Source organism: Sorangium sp. So ce204, assembly GCF_051526795.1.
Taxonomy (GTDB): domain Bacteria; phylum Myxococcota_A; class Polyangia; order Polyangiales; family Polyangiaceae; genus Sorangium; species Sorangium cellulosum_B.
The window spans coordinates 4982328-5000746 of record NZ_CP150317.1 but is presented as its reverse complement, the minus strand read 5'-3'; the positions used below and the strand labels follow the sequence as shown (position 1 = coordinate 5000746).

Annotated in this window: 16 protein-coding genes and 1 pseudogene; 6 read left to right on the top strand and 11 right to left on the bottom strand. The window is 71.3% G+C overall.

Annotated elements, in window-relative coordinates; genetic code table 11:
- Positions 1-97 precede the first annotated feature (97 nt).
- Positions 98-1066: an aldo/keto reductase gene (locus WMF22_RS18455; protein ID WP_438036557.1), complete on the bottom strand. Its 969-nt coding sequence runs from the start codon at positions 1064-1066 to the stop codon at positions 98-100.
- Between the two features lie 224 nt (positions 1067-1290).
- Here WMF22_RS18455 and WMF22_RS18450 point away from each other — a divergent pair, with 224 nt between their 5' ends.
- From WMF22_RS18450 to WMF22_RS18435, 4 genes are all read left to right on the top strand, one after another.
- Positions 1291-2331: an AraC family transcriptional regulator gene (locus WMF22_RS18450; RefSeq protein WP_438036556.1), complete on the top strand. Its 1041-nt coding sequence runs from the start codon at positions 1291-1293 to the stop codon at positions 2329-2331.
- A gap of 244 nt (positions 2332-2575) precedes the next feature.
- Positions 2576-3226, top strand: coding sequence for a DUF47 domain-containing protein (locus WMF22_RS18445; protein ID WP_437300361.1), 651 nt, complete (start codon positions 2576-2578; stop codon positions 3224-3226).
- A gap of 10 nt (positions 3227-3236) precedes the next feature.
- Positions 3237-4247: an anion permease gene (locus WMF22_RS18440; protein ID WP_437300360.1), complete on the top strand. Its 1011-nt coding sequence runs from the start codon at positions 3237-3239 to the stop codon at positions 4245-4247.
- A 100-nt stretch (positions 4248-4347) separates the two neighbouring features.
- Positions 4348-4932 (top strand): hypothetical protein, encoded by a 585-nt coding sequence (locus tag WMF22_RS18435; RefSeq protein WP_437300359.1) that lies wholly within the window; start codon positions 4348-4350, stop codon positions 4930-4932.
- Between the two features lie 16 nt (positions 4933-4948).
- On the opposite strand, the gene WMF22_RS18430 is transcribed toward WMF22_RS18435, so the two are convergent.
- Both WMF22_RS18430 and WMF22_RS18425 read right to left on the bottom strand, forming a co-directional pair.
- Complete coding sequence (locus tag WMF22_RS18430; protein ID WP_437300358.1) at positions 4949-5902, bottom strand: hypothetical protein; 954 nt, start codon at positions 5900-5902, stop codon at positions 4949-4951.
- A 43-nt stretch (positions 5903-5945) separates the two neighbouring features.
- On the bottom strand, positions 5946-6935 hold the full coding sequence (locus tag WMF22_RS18425) for a cupin domain-containing protein (RefSeq protein ID WP_437300357.1): 990 nt from the start codon (positions 6933-6935) through the stop codon (positions 5946-5948).
- 133 nt (positions 6936-7068) lie between these two features.
- Here WMF22_RS18425 and WMF22_RS18420 point away from each other — a divergent pair, with 133 nt between their 5' ends.
- Complete coding sequence (locus tag WMF22_RS18420; RefSeq protein WP_438036555.1) at positions 7069-7605, top strand: DUF4345 domain-containing protein; 537 nt, start codon at positions 7069-7071, stop codon at positions 7603-7605.
- Positions 7606-7743: 138 nt separating this feature from the next.
- On the opposite strand, the gene WMF22_RS18415 is transcribed toward WMF22_RS18420, so the two are convergent.
- The 3 genes and pseudogenes from WMF22_RS18415 to WMF22_RS18405 all read right to left on the bottom strand — a co-directional run bounded on the left by WMF22_RS18415 (position 7744) and on the right by WMF22_RS18405 (position 10226).
- Positions 7744-8367: a tetratricopeptide repeat protein gene (locus WMF22_RS18415; protein WP_437300355.1), complete on the bottom strand. Its 624-nt coding sequence runs from the start codon at positions 8365-8367 to the stop codon at positions 7744-7746.
- 22 nt (positions 8368-8389) lie between these two features.
- A pseudogene (locus WMF22_RS18410) lies at positions 8390-8815 on the bottom strand (TIR domain-containing protein); the annotation flags it as partial.
- A gap of 223 nt (positions 8816-9038) precedes the next feature.
- Entirely contained in the window at positions 9039-10226 is a 1188-nt protein-coding gene (locus WMF22_RS18405) for a hypothetical protein (protein WP_438036554.1), read from the bottom strand.
- A gap of 259 nt (positions 10227-10485) precedes the next feature.
- Between WMF22_RS18405 and WMF22_RS18400 the strand changes: the two genes are divergently transcribed.
- A complete protein-coding gene (locus tag WMF22_RS18400) occupies positions 10486-10938 on the top strand; it encodes a hypothetical protein (protein ID WP_438036553.1) in 453 nt (150 codons plus the stop codon).
- A 206-nt stretch (positions 10939-11144) separates the two neighbouring features.
- Here WMF22_RS18400 and WMF22_RS18395 read toward each other — a convergent pair whose 3' ends face one another.
- The 5 genes from WMF22_RS18395 to WMF22_RS18375 all read right to left on the bottom strand — a co-directional run bounded on the left by WMF22_RS18395 (position 11145) and on the right by WMF22_RS18375 (position 18323).
- Positions 11145-12086, bottom strand: coding sequence for an ABC transporter permease (locus WMF22_RS18395; RefSeq protein ID WP_437300352.1), 942 nt, complete (start codon positions 12084-12086; stop codon positions 11145-11147).
- Entirely contained in the window at positions 12083-13681 is a 1599-nt protein-coding gene (locus WMF22_RS18390) for a sugar ABC transporter ATP-binding protein (RefSeq protein ID WP_438036552.1), read from the bottom strand. Before WMF22_RS18390 ends, WMF22_RS18395 begins: the two co-directional genes overlap by 4 nt.
- Before the next feature lie 7 nt (positions 13682-13688).
- Positions 13689-14711, bottom strand: a complete 1023-nt coding sequence (locus WMF22_RS18385) for an ABC transporter substrate-binding protein (protein WP_438036551.1) — start codon at positions 14709-14711, stop codon at positions 13689-13691.
- 237 nt (positions 14712-14948) lie between these two features.
- Positions 14949-15500, bottom strand: a complete 552-nt coding sequence (locus tag WMF22_RS18380) for an SRPBCC family protein (protein ID WP_437300349.1) — start codon at positions 15498-15500, stop codon at positions 14949-14951.
- Positions 15501-15551: 51 nt separating this feature from the next.
- Positions 15552-18323 carry a DUF2961 domain-containing protein gene (locus tag WMF22_RS18375; RefSeq protein ID WP_438036550.1) on the bottom strand — a complete coding sequence of 924 codons (2772 nt, stop codon included), beginning with the start codon at positions 18321-18323 and terminating at the stop codon, positions 15552-15554.
- Between the last annotated feature and the right edge of the window lie 96 nt (positions 18324-18419).

The following is an 18419-nucleotide window of genomic DNA, read 5'->3' as shown; positions in this document are numbered from 1 at the left end:
CAGCGGAGCACCACCGGCTGCTGCCATGGCAGCAACGAGCGACCACGGCGCCGCCGTGAGCAGGCGTGCCGCCTGCGGCGGTTCGTCAGCGCCGGCTCTACGCCTGCGCCGTCGCCTGCGCCGCGCCGCCCGCGCGTACGCTCGACGCGGGCACGGCCTCCGGCGTCGATCCCGCCTGGCTCAGGCGCCGCTTCGTCTCGGCGACGACCTCGCTCGGCAGGGGGCCCTTCCTCGCGAACTCCAGGTTGTCGCGCAGGTGCTTCGGGTTCCGGGTCCCGACGATCGTGGTGCTGAGCCCCGGGTGCGACAGCGTGAAGCGCAGGGTGAACTCGATCCGGCTCAGGCCATCGAGCAGCTCGTCGAGCCTGGCTCGCTCCCACCGGTCCTGCATCGTGGTGCCCGGCAGCATGGTATTCGTGCGCTGCCAATCGGTGGGCGCGCCGCGCGCCACGCCGCCGCGGATGATGGTCCCGGCGCCGGCCTGGGCCGCCTTGCTGATCACCTCTTCGTGCTCGCGCTGCAGCGCGGAGTACGGGATCTGGAAGGCGTCGAAGACGCCGAGCTCGATCTGCTCGACCAGGTTGGGCAGCGTGCCCGAGACGCCGAGGAAGCGCACCTTCCCCTCGCTCTTGAGCTTCAGCGCCTCTTCCAGGGCGCCGTCCTGCTCGAACTCCTGTCGGGTGAGGCTCCGGTGAAACTGCACCAGATCGAGGTGGTCCGTCTTCAGCAGGCGCAAGCTGTTCTCCACGCCGTGCCGGATGTTCTGCGCCGTATGCACGTGCTCGCCCTGGGCTCCGCCGACGACGCACCCGCATTTCGAGGCCAGGAAGTACTCGTGCCTGCGGTGCGAGAGGAAGCGCCCGATCCGCTCCTCGCTGCGACCGTAGTCGATGGAGGTGTCGATGAAGTTGATCCCGGCGTCCAGCACGTCGTTCAGGATGCGCTCCGCCTCCTGATCCGAGAGCTCAGGGCCCCGCGGCGCGCCGCGCAGCTCCATGGCGCCGAAGCCGAGGGTGGTGACGCGGACGCCGGTGCGTCCGAGCAGGCGAGTGGGCAGATCGGTCATGGTCTTCCTCCGAGAGCGAACACGAGCTGGTCGCAACGGCTGGTTGCGCCCCTGAGCGAGGGATGTTGGTATTCCGCGTCACACACACGACGCGCGATTCACGGCTGCGCTGGGCGCCACCGCAATCTGCATCTGCAGAGTCGGCAAACCGTGAGCCAAGGATGGGCCAGGCGGAACGCCGCTTGACGCCGCCGCCCCTCGCAGAAACCCTGGGCGCCTCCTCCGTGACCCCGCGCCCCGCGACCCAGCCGGCCACGGTCTTCGCGCAGGCGCTCGGCATCGCGGTCGTGACCGCCTCGCAGCGCGACGGCATCGCGCCGCCCGAGGTGTGCGCGCGGGTCGGCGTCGACCCCGCGGTGCTCGGCCGCCCCGACGCGCGGGTGACGCACGACGAGCTCTGCCGCGCGTGGGCCGCGTTCTCGGCTGCGGACGAGTCGTTCGGCCTGCGCGCCGCGGTGCTCGTCGACGCCGCGCCGCAGTCGCTCGTCGAGTACACGTTCGCGAGCGCTGGCGACGTGCGCGGCGCGGTGCGGGCGTTCCTGCGCTTCCAGCGGCTCATCCACGACGCCGCCGCGCACACGTTCGAGGAGGGGCCGGCCCACGTGACGTTCCGCTTCGCGCTCGCGCCCGGCCACACGGCCCCGAGCGCGGTGTGGGACTACCTCGCGGCGACCACCGTCCTGCGCTTCCGGCGCGCCGCGACGCCCCCCCGCGAGCCCACGGTCGTCCGCCTCGTGCGCCCGCCGCCCGCGGACGGCGCGCTCGCGCGCGCTGTCTTCCGCGCGCCCATCCGCTACGGCGAGCCGCGCGCCGAGATCGAGTACCCGAGGGCGCTCCTCGACGCGCGGATGAGCACCACCGATCCGATGCTCTACGCGCTCCTCGCCCAGCAGCTCGAGCGCGCGCTCGGCCTGCCCGCGGGCGAGCACCGCGTGCTGCCGCGCGCCGAGGAGGACGTGCTCGCGCGCGTGCGGCGCGAGCTGCGCACGGCGATCCCGCAGGGCGAGGCCACGCTCGACCACGTCGCGCGCGCCGTCGGCCAGAGCGCGCGCAGCCTCCAGCGCCGCCTGTCCGAGCGCGGGACGAGCTTCCAGGCGATCGTCGACGACGCGCGGCGCGCGATGGCCGAGGAGCTCCTCGCGGCGCACCGCGCGACCGTGACCGAGGCGGCGTTCGCGGTCGGGTTCACCGACGTCGCCGCGTTCACCCGCGCGTTCAAGCGCTGGAACGGCGTGCCGCCCGGCGCGTGGTCCCGCCGCCGCTGAGCTGCCCCGGCGTGGGCGCGGCGTCGAGCGACCCCCGGCGGCGCAGGGCCCGAACCACCGCGACGGCCGACATTCCCCCTCGAGACGCCCGTGACCACGGACAGGAGGGTAAATTTTTCTTACCCCCCTACACAACGCTTCGATAAGACCTTACACAGCCGCGGCGGCAGCTGCCCGACGCGAAGCGCCCGCATCGAGCGTCACGCGCTCGTGCTAGGATGCGCCCGCCCGCCAAGAAAGGTACATGATGTGGCTCGATCGGGTCATCAAATCGCTCTTACCTCGTGAAGAGCACTTCTTCGACTTGCTCGAGCGGGGCGCCGACTGCGCGCTGCAGAGCGCCAACGTCCTCTCGGAGTGCTGCAGCGCCCGGAGCGCCAGCGAGAGGCAAGCCCTGGTCTCGCGGATCACCGACATCGAGCACGCCGCCGACGCGGTGATCCGCGACGTCTACGACGCTCTCAACAAGACGTTTGTCACGCCGCTCGATCGCTCCGACATCTACGCCCTGGCGACGGATCTGGAGAACGTCTCCGATCGCGTCCACTCCACGATGATGCGGGTCGTGGTCCACGCCATGGAGGATCTCCCGCCGGCGAGCCAGGAGCTCGCCGCCAAGATCCTGGAAGGATGCTCCGAGATTCACAGCGCCGTCAAGCTGCTCCGGGGGATGAAGCGGGTGGCGGACATCAACCGGCATTGCAAGGCCATCGCCAAGCTCGAGCACGACGGCGATCAGATATTCCGCTCGGCGATCGTCGACCTCTTCAACACCGAGAAGGACGCCATCCATCTCATCAAGCACAAGGAGTTCCTCGAGGGGCTCGAGAACACGCTCGACGCCTGCGATGACGTCGCCAACGCGCTGGAAGCGCTGGTGATCAAGAACGCCTGAGGGGCGCGCCATGAACACTCTCCTCGTCACGCTGACCCTCGTGGTCGTGGTCGCGCTCATCTTCGACTACATCAACGGCTTCCACGACACGGCCAACGCCATCGCCACGGTGGTGAGCACCGGAGTCCTCCCCATCCGCACCGCCGTGCTGCTCGCGGCGCTGTTCAATTTCGGGGGCGCGCTCACCGGCACGGCGGTGGCGAGCACCATCGGGAAAGGGCTCATCGTCCCTTCGGCGGTGACCCAGGTGGTGGTGCTCAGCGCCCTCGTCGGCGCGATCTTCTGGAACCTCTTCACCTGGTATTTCGGCATCCCGTCGTCGTCGTCTCACGCGCTCGTGGGCGGGCTCGTGGGCGCTGGCGCCGGGCGGGCGGGCGCCGCGGCCGTGCAGGGGGCGGGGCTCTTGAAGGTGGTCAAGAGCCTGATCATCAGCCCCGTCGTGGGCTTCGTGATCTCCTTCCTCGGGATGATCGCCATCTTCTGGATCGTCCGGCGCACCCGGCCGGCGCTGGTCAACCGGCGCTTCCGGATCCTGCAGATGGTCTCCGCGGGCTTCATGGCGCTCTCGCACGGGAGCAACGACGCCCAGAAGACCATGGGCATCATCACCATGGCGCTGCTCGCGTACGGCGCGATCCCTGCGGGCCCCGGCGAGTTCCCGGTGCCGCTCTGGGTGGTCTTCGCCTGCGCGACGGCCATGGCCCTCGGCACGGCGGCGGGCGGGGTGCGGATCATCAAGACCATGGGGACCAAGATCATCGACCTCAAGCCAATTCATGGCTTCGCCGCCGAGACCAGCGCGGCGGCGACGATCTTGACCTCGTCGTTCCTGGGGATGCCTGTGTCGACGACACACGTGATCACCGGCTGCATCATGGGCGCTGGCGCGAGCCAGCGGGTGAGCGCCGTGCGCTGGGGCGTGACCACGCGCATCCTCTGGGCGTGGGTGCTCACCATCCCGGTGAGCGCCGTCGTGGCCTGGGTCTGCTATCTCGGGCTCTCGTCGATCCTCGGCGGTTGAGCGTCGCCGCGCCGCGCCGCCACTGCTGACCGCTGACCGCTGACCGCTGACCGCTGACCGCTGACCGCTGACCGCTGACAGCTTGCCAAGGAGGCCCTCCGTGCACCGTCGCCATGCGCTCTGGATCTTCATGCTCTGCCTGGCTCCGGTGCTCGCCGGGTGCGGGCACCCCTGGAAGACCATGCGTGAAGCCGTGCCGAACCCGTTTTACGGCCAGGGGCGCTTCGGGGTCGTCCCCATCGCTTTCTACGGCCTCCAGGTCGGCGACGGCTCCGAGGCCGACTGGATGGCGGACAAGGACGCCGAGCAGCAGCAGAGCTGGCAGGAGGACAAGGCGGCGATGAACGAGGAGTTCACGGAGGCGCTGATCGCGACGGCGGCGTCGGAGGGCGTCGCCATCGTCAGGGCGAGGAGCGCAGCCGACGCGCCGTTCTTCCTCCGCGCGAACGTGACGTTCTACGAGCCCGGCATCTTCGCGGTCGTGCTCAACAAGAACACGCGCCTCAAGGCGATGGTGCAGCTCACCGATCCGGCCGGGGGCGTGTTCGACGAGTTCTTGATCGACACCGCGGTGCCGGCCTCGTTGACCAACCCGTCGAGCGGAGGGCGCGCGCGGACCGCGGCGAGCCAGCTCGGGAAGCTCGCCGCGAGGTACATCATCCATCGCGTCCAGGGCGAGGACTGAGCGCCGCGGGGCGCGGTCAGCGCGCGATCTGCGCGAGCGTCGCCTCGGCCGACGGCGCGGCGAGCCCCAGCTCCGTCGCTCCGTAGCGCGCGAGCGCCCGGCGGTCTGCCGGCGAGATCGTCCGTGCGCGGAGCGCCTTCGCCGCCGCGGCGGCGCCCTCACCGCAGGACGCCGGCACGCTCGATCCGTAGCGCAGCGCCCGGTGCGTCCGGATCATCGCGAGCACGTCGAGCGACGCGCCCGCGTAGTGCGCCACCTGATCGAGCAGGAACGTCGCCAGGGGCCGCGGCACGGGCACGCTGTCGAGCGCGTCGGTCGGGCGGAGCTCGTAGACGACGCGCTGCTTCGACGGCAGGAACGTGGTCCGGTCGAACGTCGCGTCGCACGAGAGGAAGATCTGCGACGTCGGGACCAGCACGCGGACGGATGGGGCCACGTCCCACGCGGCGATCGTGTGGTTCCACGTCGGCCAGAAGAGGCCGACCCCGCGGACGTCGAGCCGGCGCGCCAGCCCGGCGAAGAGCGCCGAGAGCTCGTCGCACTCCGCCGTCGCCGAGGGGCCGGCCGACGACGCGAGCGGCGGGCTCTGCCTCCACGCGGCCCAGATGTGCCAGGCGGTCGGGTTGCGATCGGTGATGCTCCAGCGCAGCCGGAACGGACCGCCGTCGCGCGTCATCTCGAAGAGCGTCCGGACGCGCACGTAGTCGCGGACCCGCCCGGCGCCGCACTCGAGCCCGTGCTCCGCGCAGAAGCGCTCGGCGTCGGGGCGCCGCGCGTCGGCGGCGCACGCGTCGATGCGCTCGCCGAGGCGGGCGGCGAAGTCGCGCATCGGCAGCGCGTCCGGGAGCGCCTGGCCCTCGGTGGCGGCGCAGGTATCGGCGCGCGCGGTAGCGGCGGGCGCGGTCAGCGCCGCGGCCAGCGCGAGCGCGAGCAGGTGATGCGGTCCGGGGGGCGAGCGGCGGTTCGGCATCCCCCTCCATCGCGCGGCGGCGGCAGAGTGTGACCGGATGCGGTCACGGCCGGGCGCCCGCCCTCGGCGCGTGCTCCGCCGTCGCGACGCCGCGGCGCACGCTGCCTGGCGGCACGCCGAGCGCCCGTTTGAACGCCCTGCAGAACGCCGCCTCGGACCCGTAGCCGACGCGCCGCGCGATGTCCGAGAGGGGCTCCGACGTCTGCTGGAGGTGCGCGCGGGCGAGCTGCATCCGCGACTCGGCCAGGTAATGCATCGCGGGCTCGCCGACCAGCTCGGTGAACCGCGCCGCGAACGCCGAGCGGGACATGCGCGCCTCGCGGGCGAGCGACACGAGGCTCCACGGGCGCTCCGGCGAGCGGTGCATCGCGGACAGCGCGCGCCCCACGTGCTCGTCCCGCATGGCGGCGAGCCAGCCGCGGCCCGCTTCGGGCGACGAGCCGAGCCACGACCGGATCGCCTGGACGACGAGGACGTCGGCGAGCCGGGTCATGATCGTCTCCCCGCCCGGGCGGAGGGTGAGGGCCTCACGGGAGATGAGGCGCAGGGTGCTGTGGATCCAGCCGGTGTCCTCGTCGTCCCACGTGTCGATGTGCAAGACCCGGGGGAGCTGCGCGACGAGGCGCCGGGCGACGACGTGATCGAAGCGCATCGCGGCGTACGTGACGTGCGTGACCTCGCCGCCTCCGCCGTGGCGCATGATCTCGTATCGTTCGCTGATCTGCTCGACGGGGATCTCGAACAGCGGCGCCGTGCGCGCGCGGGCGCTGCTGCGAAAGCGGTGCGGCGTACCGTGCGGGATCAGCGTGAGGCTTCCCTGCTGGAGGCGCATCGGCGGCGCCCCGTCGACCTCGAGCCAGCAGTGCCCCGCGGTGATCACCTGGAGCGTCATCAACCCTTCCAGCGAGGGCACGTCGATGCCCCACGGCGCGGAGAGCTCGGCGCGACAGTAGAGGGTGCCCGTCAGCCGCAACAGGTGCAGCGACTCTCCGAGCGGGTCCGGGGCAGGAACGACGCTGCGAGGGCTCGACACGCGCCACAGCGTGCCCCAGCCTCGACCAGACGTCCATCGATCATGGACGAACTGCAACTATTTTCGGACTTTCGATGATTGCTCGTCCCTCCAGGGCGCCGCACGTTGGATGCACTACCCAGCAAGGAACATCATGTCCAATCGTCCAGGCCCCCTCCTCGTCATCGGCTCGACAGGTACGACCGGTCGGCGGACCGCGCCCGGCGTCGCGACGATCCCCGTCGCGAGGCGAACAGCGAACCTGCAGGCCCCGCGGCTCGTGACGGCGACGCTGTTCGTCGCCGGCCTGGTGCTCCTCGGGATCGGCGGCGCGTCGCTCGTCGCGCCCGTCGCCTTCCACGCGAGCAGCGGGATCTCGCTCGGCGAGAGCCGTAGCCTGCTCAGCGAAGCACGGGCCGCAGGTGGCTCGCTCCTGGGCGCCGGCGCGGTGATCCTGCTCGGCGCCTTCGTCTCACGGCTGGCGTTCACCGCGAGCGTGCTCGGCGCGGTGATGTACGTCTCCTACGGCCTCTCCCGCCTCCTCGGCATGGCAGTGGACGGGATTCCGGCGCAGGAGCTCGTGCTGGCGACCGCCGTGGAGCTGATTCTCGGCCTCCTGTGTGTCGCGGCGCTCGCCACGCATCACCGACGCGCAGGCGCCGCCACCCGGGTCGAGGCGACCCGGGGTTGAGGCGACCCGCAAGGCCAACCCGGGTCAGGCCGCGGCAGCGACGGTAGCTTTCTTCATCGAGCTGCACAGAGGTGGCAACGGCCGACCGGATCGCCCCCGAGGCGCAGCTGCTCACGCGCAGGCGCGCGCGGGAGCTCATCAGAGCTCACCAGGCAAGGTCAGGTCTGCGTCCACGTCGAAGTCGAGCGGTTCGAGGCTGCTCCACCCGCTGCGCGCAGCATCGATATCCCCATGATGGCCGGCGCTGTCGGACGCCGCGATGAGGGCAAGGCGACGGCGGAGCCACCCGATCGAGTAGGGATCCGGGATACGCTGGTACAGGGCGAGCGACTGCTCGTAATGAGCGCGGGCAGCGTTGGCATCGTTGCGAGTCAAGGCGATGTCTCCAAGACGCGTGATGCAATTGGCCTCACCGAGCACATCGCCGATCTGCCGGTAGAGCGGCAGCGCCTGGTCGTAGCGCGCCCTCCCCTCCTCGTGCTGCGAGCGCGCCAGCGCGACGGCGCCTAGGCTCATGATGCAGTTGGCCTCGCCACGCACGTTTCCCACCTGCTGATAGAGCGGCAGCGCCTGGTCGTAGCGCGCCCTCGCCTCCTCGCGTTGCGAGCGCGCCCGCGCGATGTCCCCGAGGCTCTCGATGCATGTCGCCTCTCGCCGCCTGTCGCCGGCGCGCTGCGCCGCCTCGAGCGCCCGCCCGAGGGACAACGGCGCCGCGTTCCCGGAGAAACGCGCGAAGCGGGTCAATGCTACTGCCGCATCCATCTTCGGTCCATTCCCAGGTGCAGTGCTGGACGAGCACCGGCACGACATCGACCTCGCCCGCAGCGCGCCGGGCCAGCGCTCGCGCGGCCTCTTCGTGGACGTGGCGATCCGAGGCCAGGAACGCAGGGCTCACCAGCAGCACCACGACCTCCGCCGCCTCGAGCCTCGCCAGCGCCTCGGTCGCCGGCTCTCCGCCGGCGTGGACCCGGCCATCGTGCCAGACCTCGACGACCCTCTGCCGTTCCAGGGGCTTCAGGTGGGCCACGAGCTCCGCACAGAGTGCGGCGTCCGCGGCGGCAGAGGAGAGGAACAGACGAACCGGTGCCGACGTTGCGCGCAGGGCTGCGGCCTGCGCTGGCGAGCTTACGGAGCTCGCGGTGAGCTGAATAGGTGCGGCGGCGCCCGCCCGGGTCGCCCGGGCCGCTCGCTGGCCGAGGGCAGGCGCCACGTCCCGACCCAGGTTGGGGTGGTACCGCGAGAAATGCCCGGCCGCACGGCGGCTCCAGCGCTTCGAGACCGCCGACGGCAGCGGCCACCCGCCGAGGCCGCTCTCCCCGCGCGGGGGAGGCGGGAGATGAGCTCGGACTTGTCACCGCATCAGCGCCGACCGCGCAGGGGATCGTCGGGCGACCCCTGTGAGCGGCGCCAGGGCCACGCGCGACCGGCCGCCCTCACTCGATGGTCGACGCCGTGACCATGATCGGCGTGTCGTCGTGGTTCGAGATCTGCGGATAGGTCGGGTACCACGACCCGCCGATGTTGTTGGTGATCACCGACCGGTCGATGACGATGTTTCCCGTGTGATCGTTGCTCACGAAGAAGATCGCGCTCCCGTGGGCGTTCACCTCGTTTCGCTCGATGCGGGTCCCGCAGAGCGTGAGCGTCATCGTGGTGCCGTCGTTGTAGATGGCCCCGCCGCTGCCGCCGCCCGGCGTCCCGGCCATCGGGGGGTTGCCGCCGTTGCCGAGCGCGCGGTTGTGGGAGAACAGGCTGTTGATGACCGTCCAGGAGACGCCGATGCTGCTGATCCCGCCGCCGTTCGCGCACACGTTCCCGTAGCCTTCGGCGCCGCCGAAGGTGCTGTTCACCACGTGGAGCGGAAGGCCGTTGTACTGCATGAACGCCCGGATCCCGGCGCCGCCGATGTCGGGGCCCGTCGGATCACACGTGTTGTTGAAGAAGCGTGAGTTGACGACCTTCAGGCGCCCGCCTTGCGCGAAGATGGCTCCGCCGCCCTCGTCGTCATCGTTCGTCGAGTTGCCCCCGAGGAAGGTGAGGTTCTGGACCGTCAGGCGCGGGTGGTCCTGGTTGTCGCAGTTCGGCGTCGTCCAGACCTGCGCCTCGTCACAGGTGTTCATGTAGAGGATCCGCCGCTGCCCGCCGCCGCTCAGGGTCACGAGCCCGCCGCCGTCGATCACGATCTCGGGGCCAGTATCGTTGAAGATCTTCGCCGTCTCCTCGAGCGTGATGGTGATCGGCTCCGGGCCGCAGTCGAATGTGATGATGCCGCCGGCCGCGACGGCGCTGACGACGGCCTCCGAGGTGCAGCTCTCCGGCGTCCCGTCGCCGATCACCGTCGTCGGTGACGACGTGTCGGCGGCCTGGGCCTCGGCCGGAACAGCGCAGCTCCCCTCCGGGTTGCCTGCCGCGGGGCCATCACCCTCATGCACCGGAGGCTCCGGCGTCGAGCCGCCCGAGCCCGCGCCCGCTCCCGAGGAGCTCACGCCGGCCCCCGAGGAGCTCGTCGCTCCGGCGCCGCCCGTGCCTGTCCCCCCGTCACCCCCATGCGGGTCGTCCCCGCAAGCCGCAACCCCGGTCGCCATCGACAAGCACAAGATCAGCCCCAGCGATCGCCGCATCACGCCCTCCTCGATCCGAAAGGTTTTGCTCAGCGGCGTGGACACCTCTCGGGCCGCTCGCTCCTCGCGTGGCCAGTCGCCAGCATCATCGCAGCGTACCTCCGTCATGCGGCGGTCCGCTCATCGATCCCACGGCGACCGAAGAGCCCATGGCACACCCACGACACGGATGTCCCCCGAGATCCGCCGCTGCGCGCTGTGAGGTTGGGTGCACACACCAGGCACACACGTTGCAGTGAGAGCGCACCGGAGGGATGAGATGCACAACACAGCGTGGCTGATCGCGGCGCTCCTGGTGGTCGGCTGTGGCGGCGCGGACTTGCCCGAGGGCTGGGAGGATGCGGAGGCGATCGAGGGCCTCACCCAGAGCGAGTGCAAGGCGGGCGCGTACGACGACACGGTGCAGGAGGCGCTCGTGGCGACGCCAGAGCGCGGCGCTGTCCACCTCGAGTACCGCGCCGCGCAGTTCCGATGCGATCAGGAGGTGGAAGGGTTCGTCCGGATCGCCGGCAGCAGGGTGGATGTGCTCGTGCAACCCGTGGACATGGATCCCGGGTCCGTGGCCGGGTGCGACTGCCGCTATGACATCGGCATGGCCATCAAGGGCCTGAGCAAGGGGGCCTTTGCCGTCGAGCTGTACCGCCGCTGGGACAACATCAACGATCCGAACGATCCGAAGAAGATCGGCTCCACCGAGGTGCAGATCCCCTGAGGACGGCCGCAAACCGAGGCGGAAGCCGTTGCGCTCCGCCGCACGGCAAGCGATGTACAGCCCGAGCCCCTGCCCTTCATCCAGGCGTCGAGGCCGCCTGTGCGCGGCCCACGACGCCAGGCGAGCCCGACCTGGCCCGCTTGCTCCCTCGGATCTGCGAGCATCGGACACGCCTCGACACACCGGCCGCGCGCGTCGAATCACCGTCAGCCCGCGGCGGCGCGCGCCCCCCGCGCGCGCCGCACCCGGTCGACCGCGACGGCGATCACGATGATCGCGCCCGTCGCGATCTCCTGCACCCAGCTCGGCAACCCGAGGTGGACGCCGCCGGTCCGGATGACCGTGATGAGCAGCGCCCCGATCACGCTCCCCGCGACGCTCCCCTCGCCGCCCGAGAGCGGCGCGCCGCCGATGACCACCGCCGCGATGACCTCGAGCTCCAGGCCGATCGAGTCGGTCGGGTCGCCCACCGTCAGCGTCGAGAACTCCATCACCCCCGCGACGCCGGCGAGGAGGCTCGACAGCGTGTACACCGCGATCTTCACGCGCCCCGTGTCGATGCCGCACAGGCGCGCCGCGGCCTCGTTGCTGCCGACCGCGAACACGTGCCGCCCGAAGCGCGTGAACATGAGCACGGCGAAGACCAGGATCGCCAGCGCCGCCGCGATCCACAGCCCGGGCGCGGTGAGGTCGGACGACAGCAGCGCGTCGAGCCCGCGCGGATCCGCGTCGATCTTCTGCTCGGACGCGAGCCCCTTCGCCGCGCCGCGCAGCGCGCTCATCGTGCCCAGCGTCACGACGAAGGGCACCATCCGCGCCCGCCCCACGAGCGTCCCGACGAGGGCGCCCACGACGCCCGCCGCCGCCGCGGCGACGAGCGCCGCCGGGAGCGCCGGCACCCCCGCGCGCAGGAGCTTCGCGAGGACGACCGTCGTGAACGCGACGAGCGAGCCCGTGGAGAGGTCGATCCCGCCGGTCGCGATGACGAGCGTCATGCCGACGGCGCAGATGCCGACCACCACCGTCTGCCGCGCCATCGTGAGCAGGTTCTGGCTGCGCAGGAACGTGTCGGGCGTCAGCGCCGCGAAGAGCGCATAGACGAGCAGCAGCGCCACGAGCGGCCCTACCCACGGCGGACGCTTCTTCACGAGGATGCCTCCAGGAGGAGCGACGCCTCGGTCCACGACGACGCGGGCCGCGGCGGATCCAGGGTCCCCCGGCGGAGGACCGCGATGCGATCGCAGGTCGTGACGAGCTCGTCGAGCTGGCTCGACACGAGCACGATCGCCTTGCCGGCGCGCGCCAGATCGCGGAGCAGCGCCAGCACCTGCGCCTTGCTCGCCACGTCGATGCCGCGCGTCGGCTCGTCGACGAGGAGCACGTCGAAGTCCTCGCGGAGCAGCCGCGCGATCTGGACCTTCTGCTGGTTGCCGCCCGAGAGCTCGCCGACGCGCTGCTCCGGCCCCCCTGCGCGGATCGCGAGCTCCTCGATCCAGCGCGCCCCCTCCGAGAGGAGCGACCTCGGCCTGGCGAAGCGCGGGGCGCGCGGCGAGAGCCAGACGTTCTCGGCGAGCGAACGGCCGAGCATCAACCCTTCCCCGCCGCGATCCTCGCTCAGCAGGCCGATCCCGCGAGGGGCGCGCAGCGCGACCGTCCCGCCGCGCCTCGGATCGAGCCCCGCGAGGATGCGGAGGAGCTCCGTCCGCCCCGAGCCCACGAGGCCGGCGATGCCCAGGATCTCCCCCCGGCGCAGCGTCAGCGACGCGCGCTTCGGCCGCTTCACGCCGGAGACGCCCTCGGCCTCGAGCACCACCTCGCCCCCGTCCGGGCGCGCCGCCTCGGGTACGGCGCTTGCGCGCGTGTCGGCGCTTGCGCGCGTGTCGGCGCTTGCGCGCGTGTCGGCGCTTGCGCGCGTGTCGGCGCTTGCGCGCGTGTCGGCGCTTGCGCGCGTGTCGTCAAGCGCGCGGCCCAGCATCTCGCGGACGATCTGCGCCGGCTCGATCTCGCGCGGATCGCCCTCCCCCGCTACGCGGCCGTCGCGGAGCACCGTGTAGCGATCGGCGTGCGCGCGCACGTCCGAGAGGAAGTGGGTCACGAGCAGCACCGCGAGGCCGGCGTCTCGCAGGGCGCCGACGCGCTCGAACAGGCGCGCGGCGTCCGACTGGCCCAGGCTCGACGTCGGCTCGTCGAGGACGAGGAGCCGCGCCGCGAGCCGCCCGTCCTCGCGGAGGCCGCCCTGCGCGAGCGCCCGCGCGATCTCGACGAGCTGCTGATCGGCGACGCCGAGCTCCCCGGCCCGCGCGTCGAGCGGCACGCGGCCCGGATCGGCGGTCACGAGCGCGATCGCCGCACGCGCCACGGCGCGCGCGCGCGAGCGGTCCCGGATCTCTAGCCCTAGCCGCGCGCGCGCGAGCGGCTCGATCCCGAGCACCACGTTGTCGACGACCGTGAGGTGCGCGCAGAGCGTCCGCTCCTGCGGCACAAGGACGACGCCCGCGCGGCGCGCCTCCTCGGCCGACGCCGGCGCGTACCGCGCCCCTCCGAGCAGGACCGCGCCCGCGTCCGCGCGCTCCATGCCCAGCAGGACGCGCGCCAGCGTGCTCTTGCCCGCGCCGTTCTCGCCGAGGAGCGCGTGGATGCTCGCGGGCGCCACCCGCAGCGAGACGTCGCGCAGCACCGGATTCGGGCCGAACGCCTTCGCGAGGCCGGTCACCTCGAGGAGGGGCGCGCGCTCTCCGCCCACGGGCCGCTCACTCCCCGAGCCACCTGGCGAGGTCGGGTCTCACGATCTCCTGCACCGCCGGGTCGTCGAGGTCCTGCCTCGTGACGACGCGCGAGCCCGTGTCGATGCGCGCCTCGACCTTCTCTCCGTGGAGGTGCGCCACCATCGTCTTGACCGCGACGTACCCCATGTTGAACGGGTTCTGCACGACGAGCGCCTCGATGTCGCCCTCGCGCAGCGCGCCGAGGAGCTTCTCCGACGCGTCGAAGCCGACGAACTTCACCTTCCTCGCGACGTTCGTCTTGCGGAGCGCCTGAAGCATCCCGAACGTCGTCGACTCGTTCGGCGTGAAGACCCCGGCGATGGCCCCCTCCGCCGCCCTCTGCGCGAGCAGCAAGCTCTCGCTCTTGTGGAACGCCGACTCCGTGGTCGCGCCGCCATACTGGTTCTCGCTCGCGACCGTGACGCCGGGCATCGCGCGGACCGCGTCGAGGAACCCCTTCTCGCGGTGCTGCGTGCTCGCCGAGCCCTCCTGGTAACGGAGCACGACGACCTTGCCTTCCTCGCCGATCGCCTTGCCGAGGTGCTCACCGGCCAGCCTCCCGGCCGCCTCGTTGTCGGTCGCGACGAAGCTCACGTGATCGTCGCTGGCGAGATCGGAGTCGAACACGACCACCGGGATCTTCGCCTGCCTCGCCGCCCGCACCGGCGCCCTCAGCGCCGTGGCGTCGAGCGGCGCGAGCACGATGCCGGACACGCCCTGCGCGACGAAGCTCGAGACGACATCGACCTGCGCCTTGAGGTCGTCCTCCCGGAGCGGCCCTTTCCACACGACGTCGACGTCGAGCTCGCGCGAGGCCTTCACCGCGCCTGCGTGCACGCTCTTCCAGAACTCGTGTGTCGTCCCCTTCGGCACGACGGCGATGCGGAGGCGCGCGCCGCCGGTCGCGCCCGCGCCCGCATCCGTCGACGTCGTCGCCGATGACGACGTCTTGGAGCACGCGGAGAGGAGGGCAATCGCGAACGCGCACACGACGACATGGACGCTCATGGGCGCGAGAGGATAGTCGACGGATCGCGGCCACGCTCGCGCGGGCGAGCATGTCGCCTGCGGAGTTCCGTCCGACAAGCACCATGGGAGTCCTCGCCTGCACCCGGCGCAGGCAAGCTCATCCTGGCGCGACGCTCGCCTGCGGCTCGTCATTCATCCGGGATTCACCCGGGATTCACCCGGGTCGAACCGGCGAGCGCGCGCGCTGGTCGACCCGGGTCGGACGGCGCAGCTCGGTCAGCTCGGCGGCGCCGCCTTCGACTCGACGATCTGCTTCATCGCCCCGAGCCCCTTCTCGAAGTCGGCGCCGACCATCTTGTCCATATCCATGAACATCCCGAACGCCTTGCCCATGAAGCCGTTCTCCCCCTCCATCACCCACGTCACCTTCGTGCCGGAAGGCGCCGGAACGAGCGTGAATGTCGTCGTGTTCGTCGCCTCGATCGGCTTGATGAACTCGACCCGGACCGTGACGTTCGACGGCTGCTCTGCGCCCGTGATCGTCATCTTCCCCTCGCCCACGTCGTCGTTGCCCGACCACGCGTACGACGCGCCGGGGCCGGACGCGGGCCCGTCGTAGGTCCTCTTCAGGGCCGGATCGAGCCCCTCCCACGGCGACCACCGCGCCCAGGCGTGGAAGTCGACGATCTGGGCGTACACGGCCTCTGGAGGCGCCGCCACCGTCGCTGAACGCTCGATGCGGAACGTGGAAGGCCGCGTCATCACCACGATCACGAACAGGAGGACGACCGCCACGAGCCCGAGCCCAACGCGCTTGAGTACCTTCATGCGCGAATCCTACACCCGGCGCGCAGGGCTTGAAACCCCTCGCGGCGCGCCTCACAGGCCGAGGAGCTCCTGGAGGAACACGCCGCCCTTCCCGGCCCCTGCGTGCGTGAAGAACAGGCGCCCCGACGCGAAGTCGCCGCCCTCCGCGACCCACTCGGCCGCGTGAGCGCGCAGCCGGGCGACCGCGCGCGGCGGGAACGCGAACGGCGAGCGCGAGCGGTAGACGAACGTGGCGTCGTAGTCGACAGGATAGCTGGTGAGCGTCAGGTAAAACCACCCTTTCCGCTCGAACACGAACGGCGACTCGGTATAACCGCTGTTGCGCATCGCCGTCTCCGGCCCGAGCGTGAGCGCCATGGCCGGCGGGCTCCAGTGGAAGAGATCCAGCGACGTGCGGTAGGCGACGCCGCTCAGGGGCGACGCGATCGACGCGCAGCGCGTATAGTACACGACCCACAGATCGCCGAGCCGAGCGAGCATCGGATCGCGGGCGACGCAGATGTCCTCGAACAGCGTCCCTCCCTCGCGGCTCCAGGTAAAACCGTCGCGCGAACGCGCGATCCGGAAGCCGGATCGGTCGGGGTCGTGCGTGCCCACGTGAAAGATCATGACCAGGCTGCCGTCCCGGTCCCGGACCACGTGCGGGGCCCAGATCCAGCGCTCGTCGGAGAGGGCGTGAATCGAGGAGCGCTCCGGCGCCAGCGTGAGGCTCGGTGAGACGGACCCCATCCAGCTCACCGGCCCGGGGCCAGGCGCGGTGGCGAGGACGAACTCGCGCTCGTCGTCCGGTCGATAAGGCTCGCGGTGAAAGATCCCGGTGAGGATCCAGCGGCCATCGGCGAGCTGGATCATCGAGTGATCGTTCACATAGAACGGCCCCCCGGGGAGGTTCTCCGAGTCGAAGATCTCCACCGCGGGCCCCTGCGTGAGCTGAGGCGTGGGAGGTCCGGAGAAGAACCGCAGCGTGTAACCCCGCTCGCTCCACGGCGCCGGAGAGTGTGTCGCGTCGATCTCGAGGACCGGGCGCCTGCCTGCGCCGCACTGTTCGGGGAGGAGGTCGATCCACAGCGCGTCCTCGGCGAGCGACCGGACAGGGTTCGCCTGCATCTCGTGGAGCACGCCGACCTCCCGCCCGCCGAGCCTCACGCGCGCCGTCTGGGGGGCGTTCGCCGCGGAGTACGCGCGGAGCAGCAACAGGCCGCGCGCATCGGACGGGCACGCGACCTCGATCCGGGTGATCCCGCGGCCCTCGCTGGACCACGAGCGCCGCCGGAGCTCCAGCCGCTCGGCGTCGACGGCCGAATGCACGAGCCGCCGCCGCCCGGTCGCGCGGACCTTCTGCTCACCGATCACCTGATATTCCGAGAATGCGTAAGAGAGGCCCAGCGAGCGCACCCGCAGCGGCGTGTAGGCGCCGGTCGGCCCGGCCTCGATACCGAAGCGCAGACCGGAGCGGCTCACGATGGGATCGGCCACGTGCAGGCGGTACAGCGAATGGACGAACGTGGCGTTCTTCCATCCATCCTCGGGATCGACGACGAGGAAGCGGAGCTGCCCGCTGAACGGGTTATGGTGCGCGCCCAGGAAATAGAAGCCTCCATTGAAGTAGTCCTCGGTGCCGGTCCCTATCTGCAGCGGGTGCGACATCCCGTCGGTCCGGATCATCTCGTCGCCCTCGAGGTACGTCCGATCGTTCGGCCGGCCGCCGCTGATCTCCTCGAGAAGCGCGACGAGCTGGAGCGGCTCATCGCTCTCGAAGAGGGGCATCGTCGTCTCGCGTCCGGGGGCCATCTGATCGCGGTATTGCGCGATCAGCCGCACGCCTCGGCGGGCGGGCGCGAGGCCGACGGCCGCCTCGACACCCGCGATCTCCTGCCCGGGCGCGGCCTCGAGCGAGAGCACCTCGCCTTCGGCCAGCGGGATCGGCAGGCGCGTCGCGAGCCTGCCCGCCCCTGCGGCGTCGGGCGTCCAGGCGGCGTGCAGCGCGCTCCTGAAGGTGGTCCATCCGCCGTCGGCGTCGGTGCCCGAGCTGGCGAGGCCGAAGAAGAACGACGCTGGGATGGGCGGCTGTCCGCCGATCCTCACCGACAGGTCGTTCAAGCTCCTCGCCGGGATGTGAACGTCGACCCCGGATACGGTCGCGGGGCCGGTCGCCAGGACGAGCGGCGCGCTGGCGCTCAGGCTCTCCCGGCGCGGCGGGGCGGGCAGGGTGGCTGTCCAGTCCTCCGTCATGAACCGCGACAGCTCCTCGGGCGTCGGTCCCGACGCGGCCCCGGGGCCCTCGCGGTACGTGATCTGGTAATAGATGGGAACGCCCCGGAAGAGGACCTTGGCCTCGCTCGACCAGGCGAAGGGGACGTAGCTGGTATACGCGCCCGAGCTCGCGTCCACGTCGAGCACGAGAGGCGATCTCCAGGGGCCCCTACCCCCGAAGAAATCGCCGGGCGACCCGCGGAACGCTGTGTGTCCGTCGATCTCGATCCAGATCTCCTGGTCCGGCCTCTCGAGCTCCGCGCGGGGGGCGGTCATCCAGATCCGCGCGATTCTCCCCTCCCCGCGGGCGTGAAACAGGACCCGGTGCTCCCCCTCGATCGCGACCCCCGGGCGATATCCATCATCGTTGCCCCCTGCGGGGTCATGCGTGGTCACGCTCCGTGTCATCCACCCGGGATGAAAGGAGAGGAGATCCTCCAGCACCGGCGTGATGGACGCGGCGCCCGGCGCAATGGCGAGGGACGCGCCGAGGAGATGGCGGGCCGCGCTCGAGACAAGGTGGTCCAGGAGCGCGCGCGCGCCGCGCCCATCGAGACTTCCGGCGTTCATGATCGAAACCTAATGGCGCGAACGACGCCAGGGGAGCGGGCTCGGCGAGGCACCTCGCTTGCACCGCCGCGAAGCGAGGACATGCGCGACGCACCG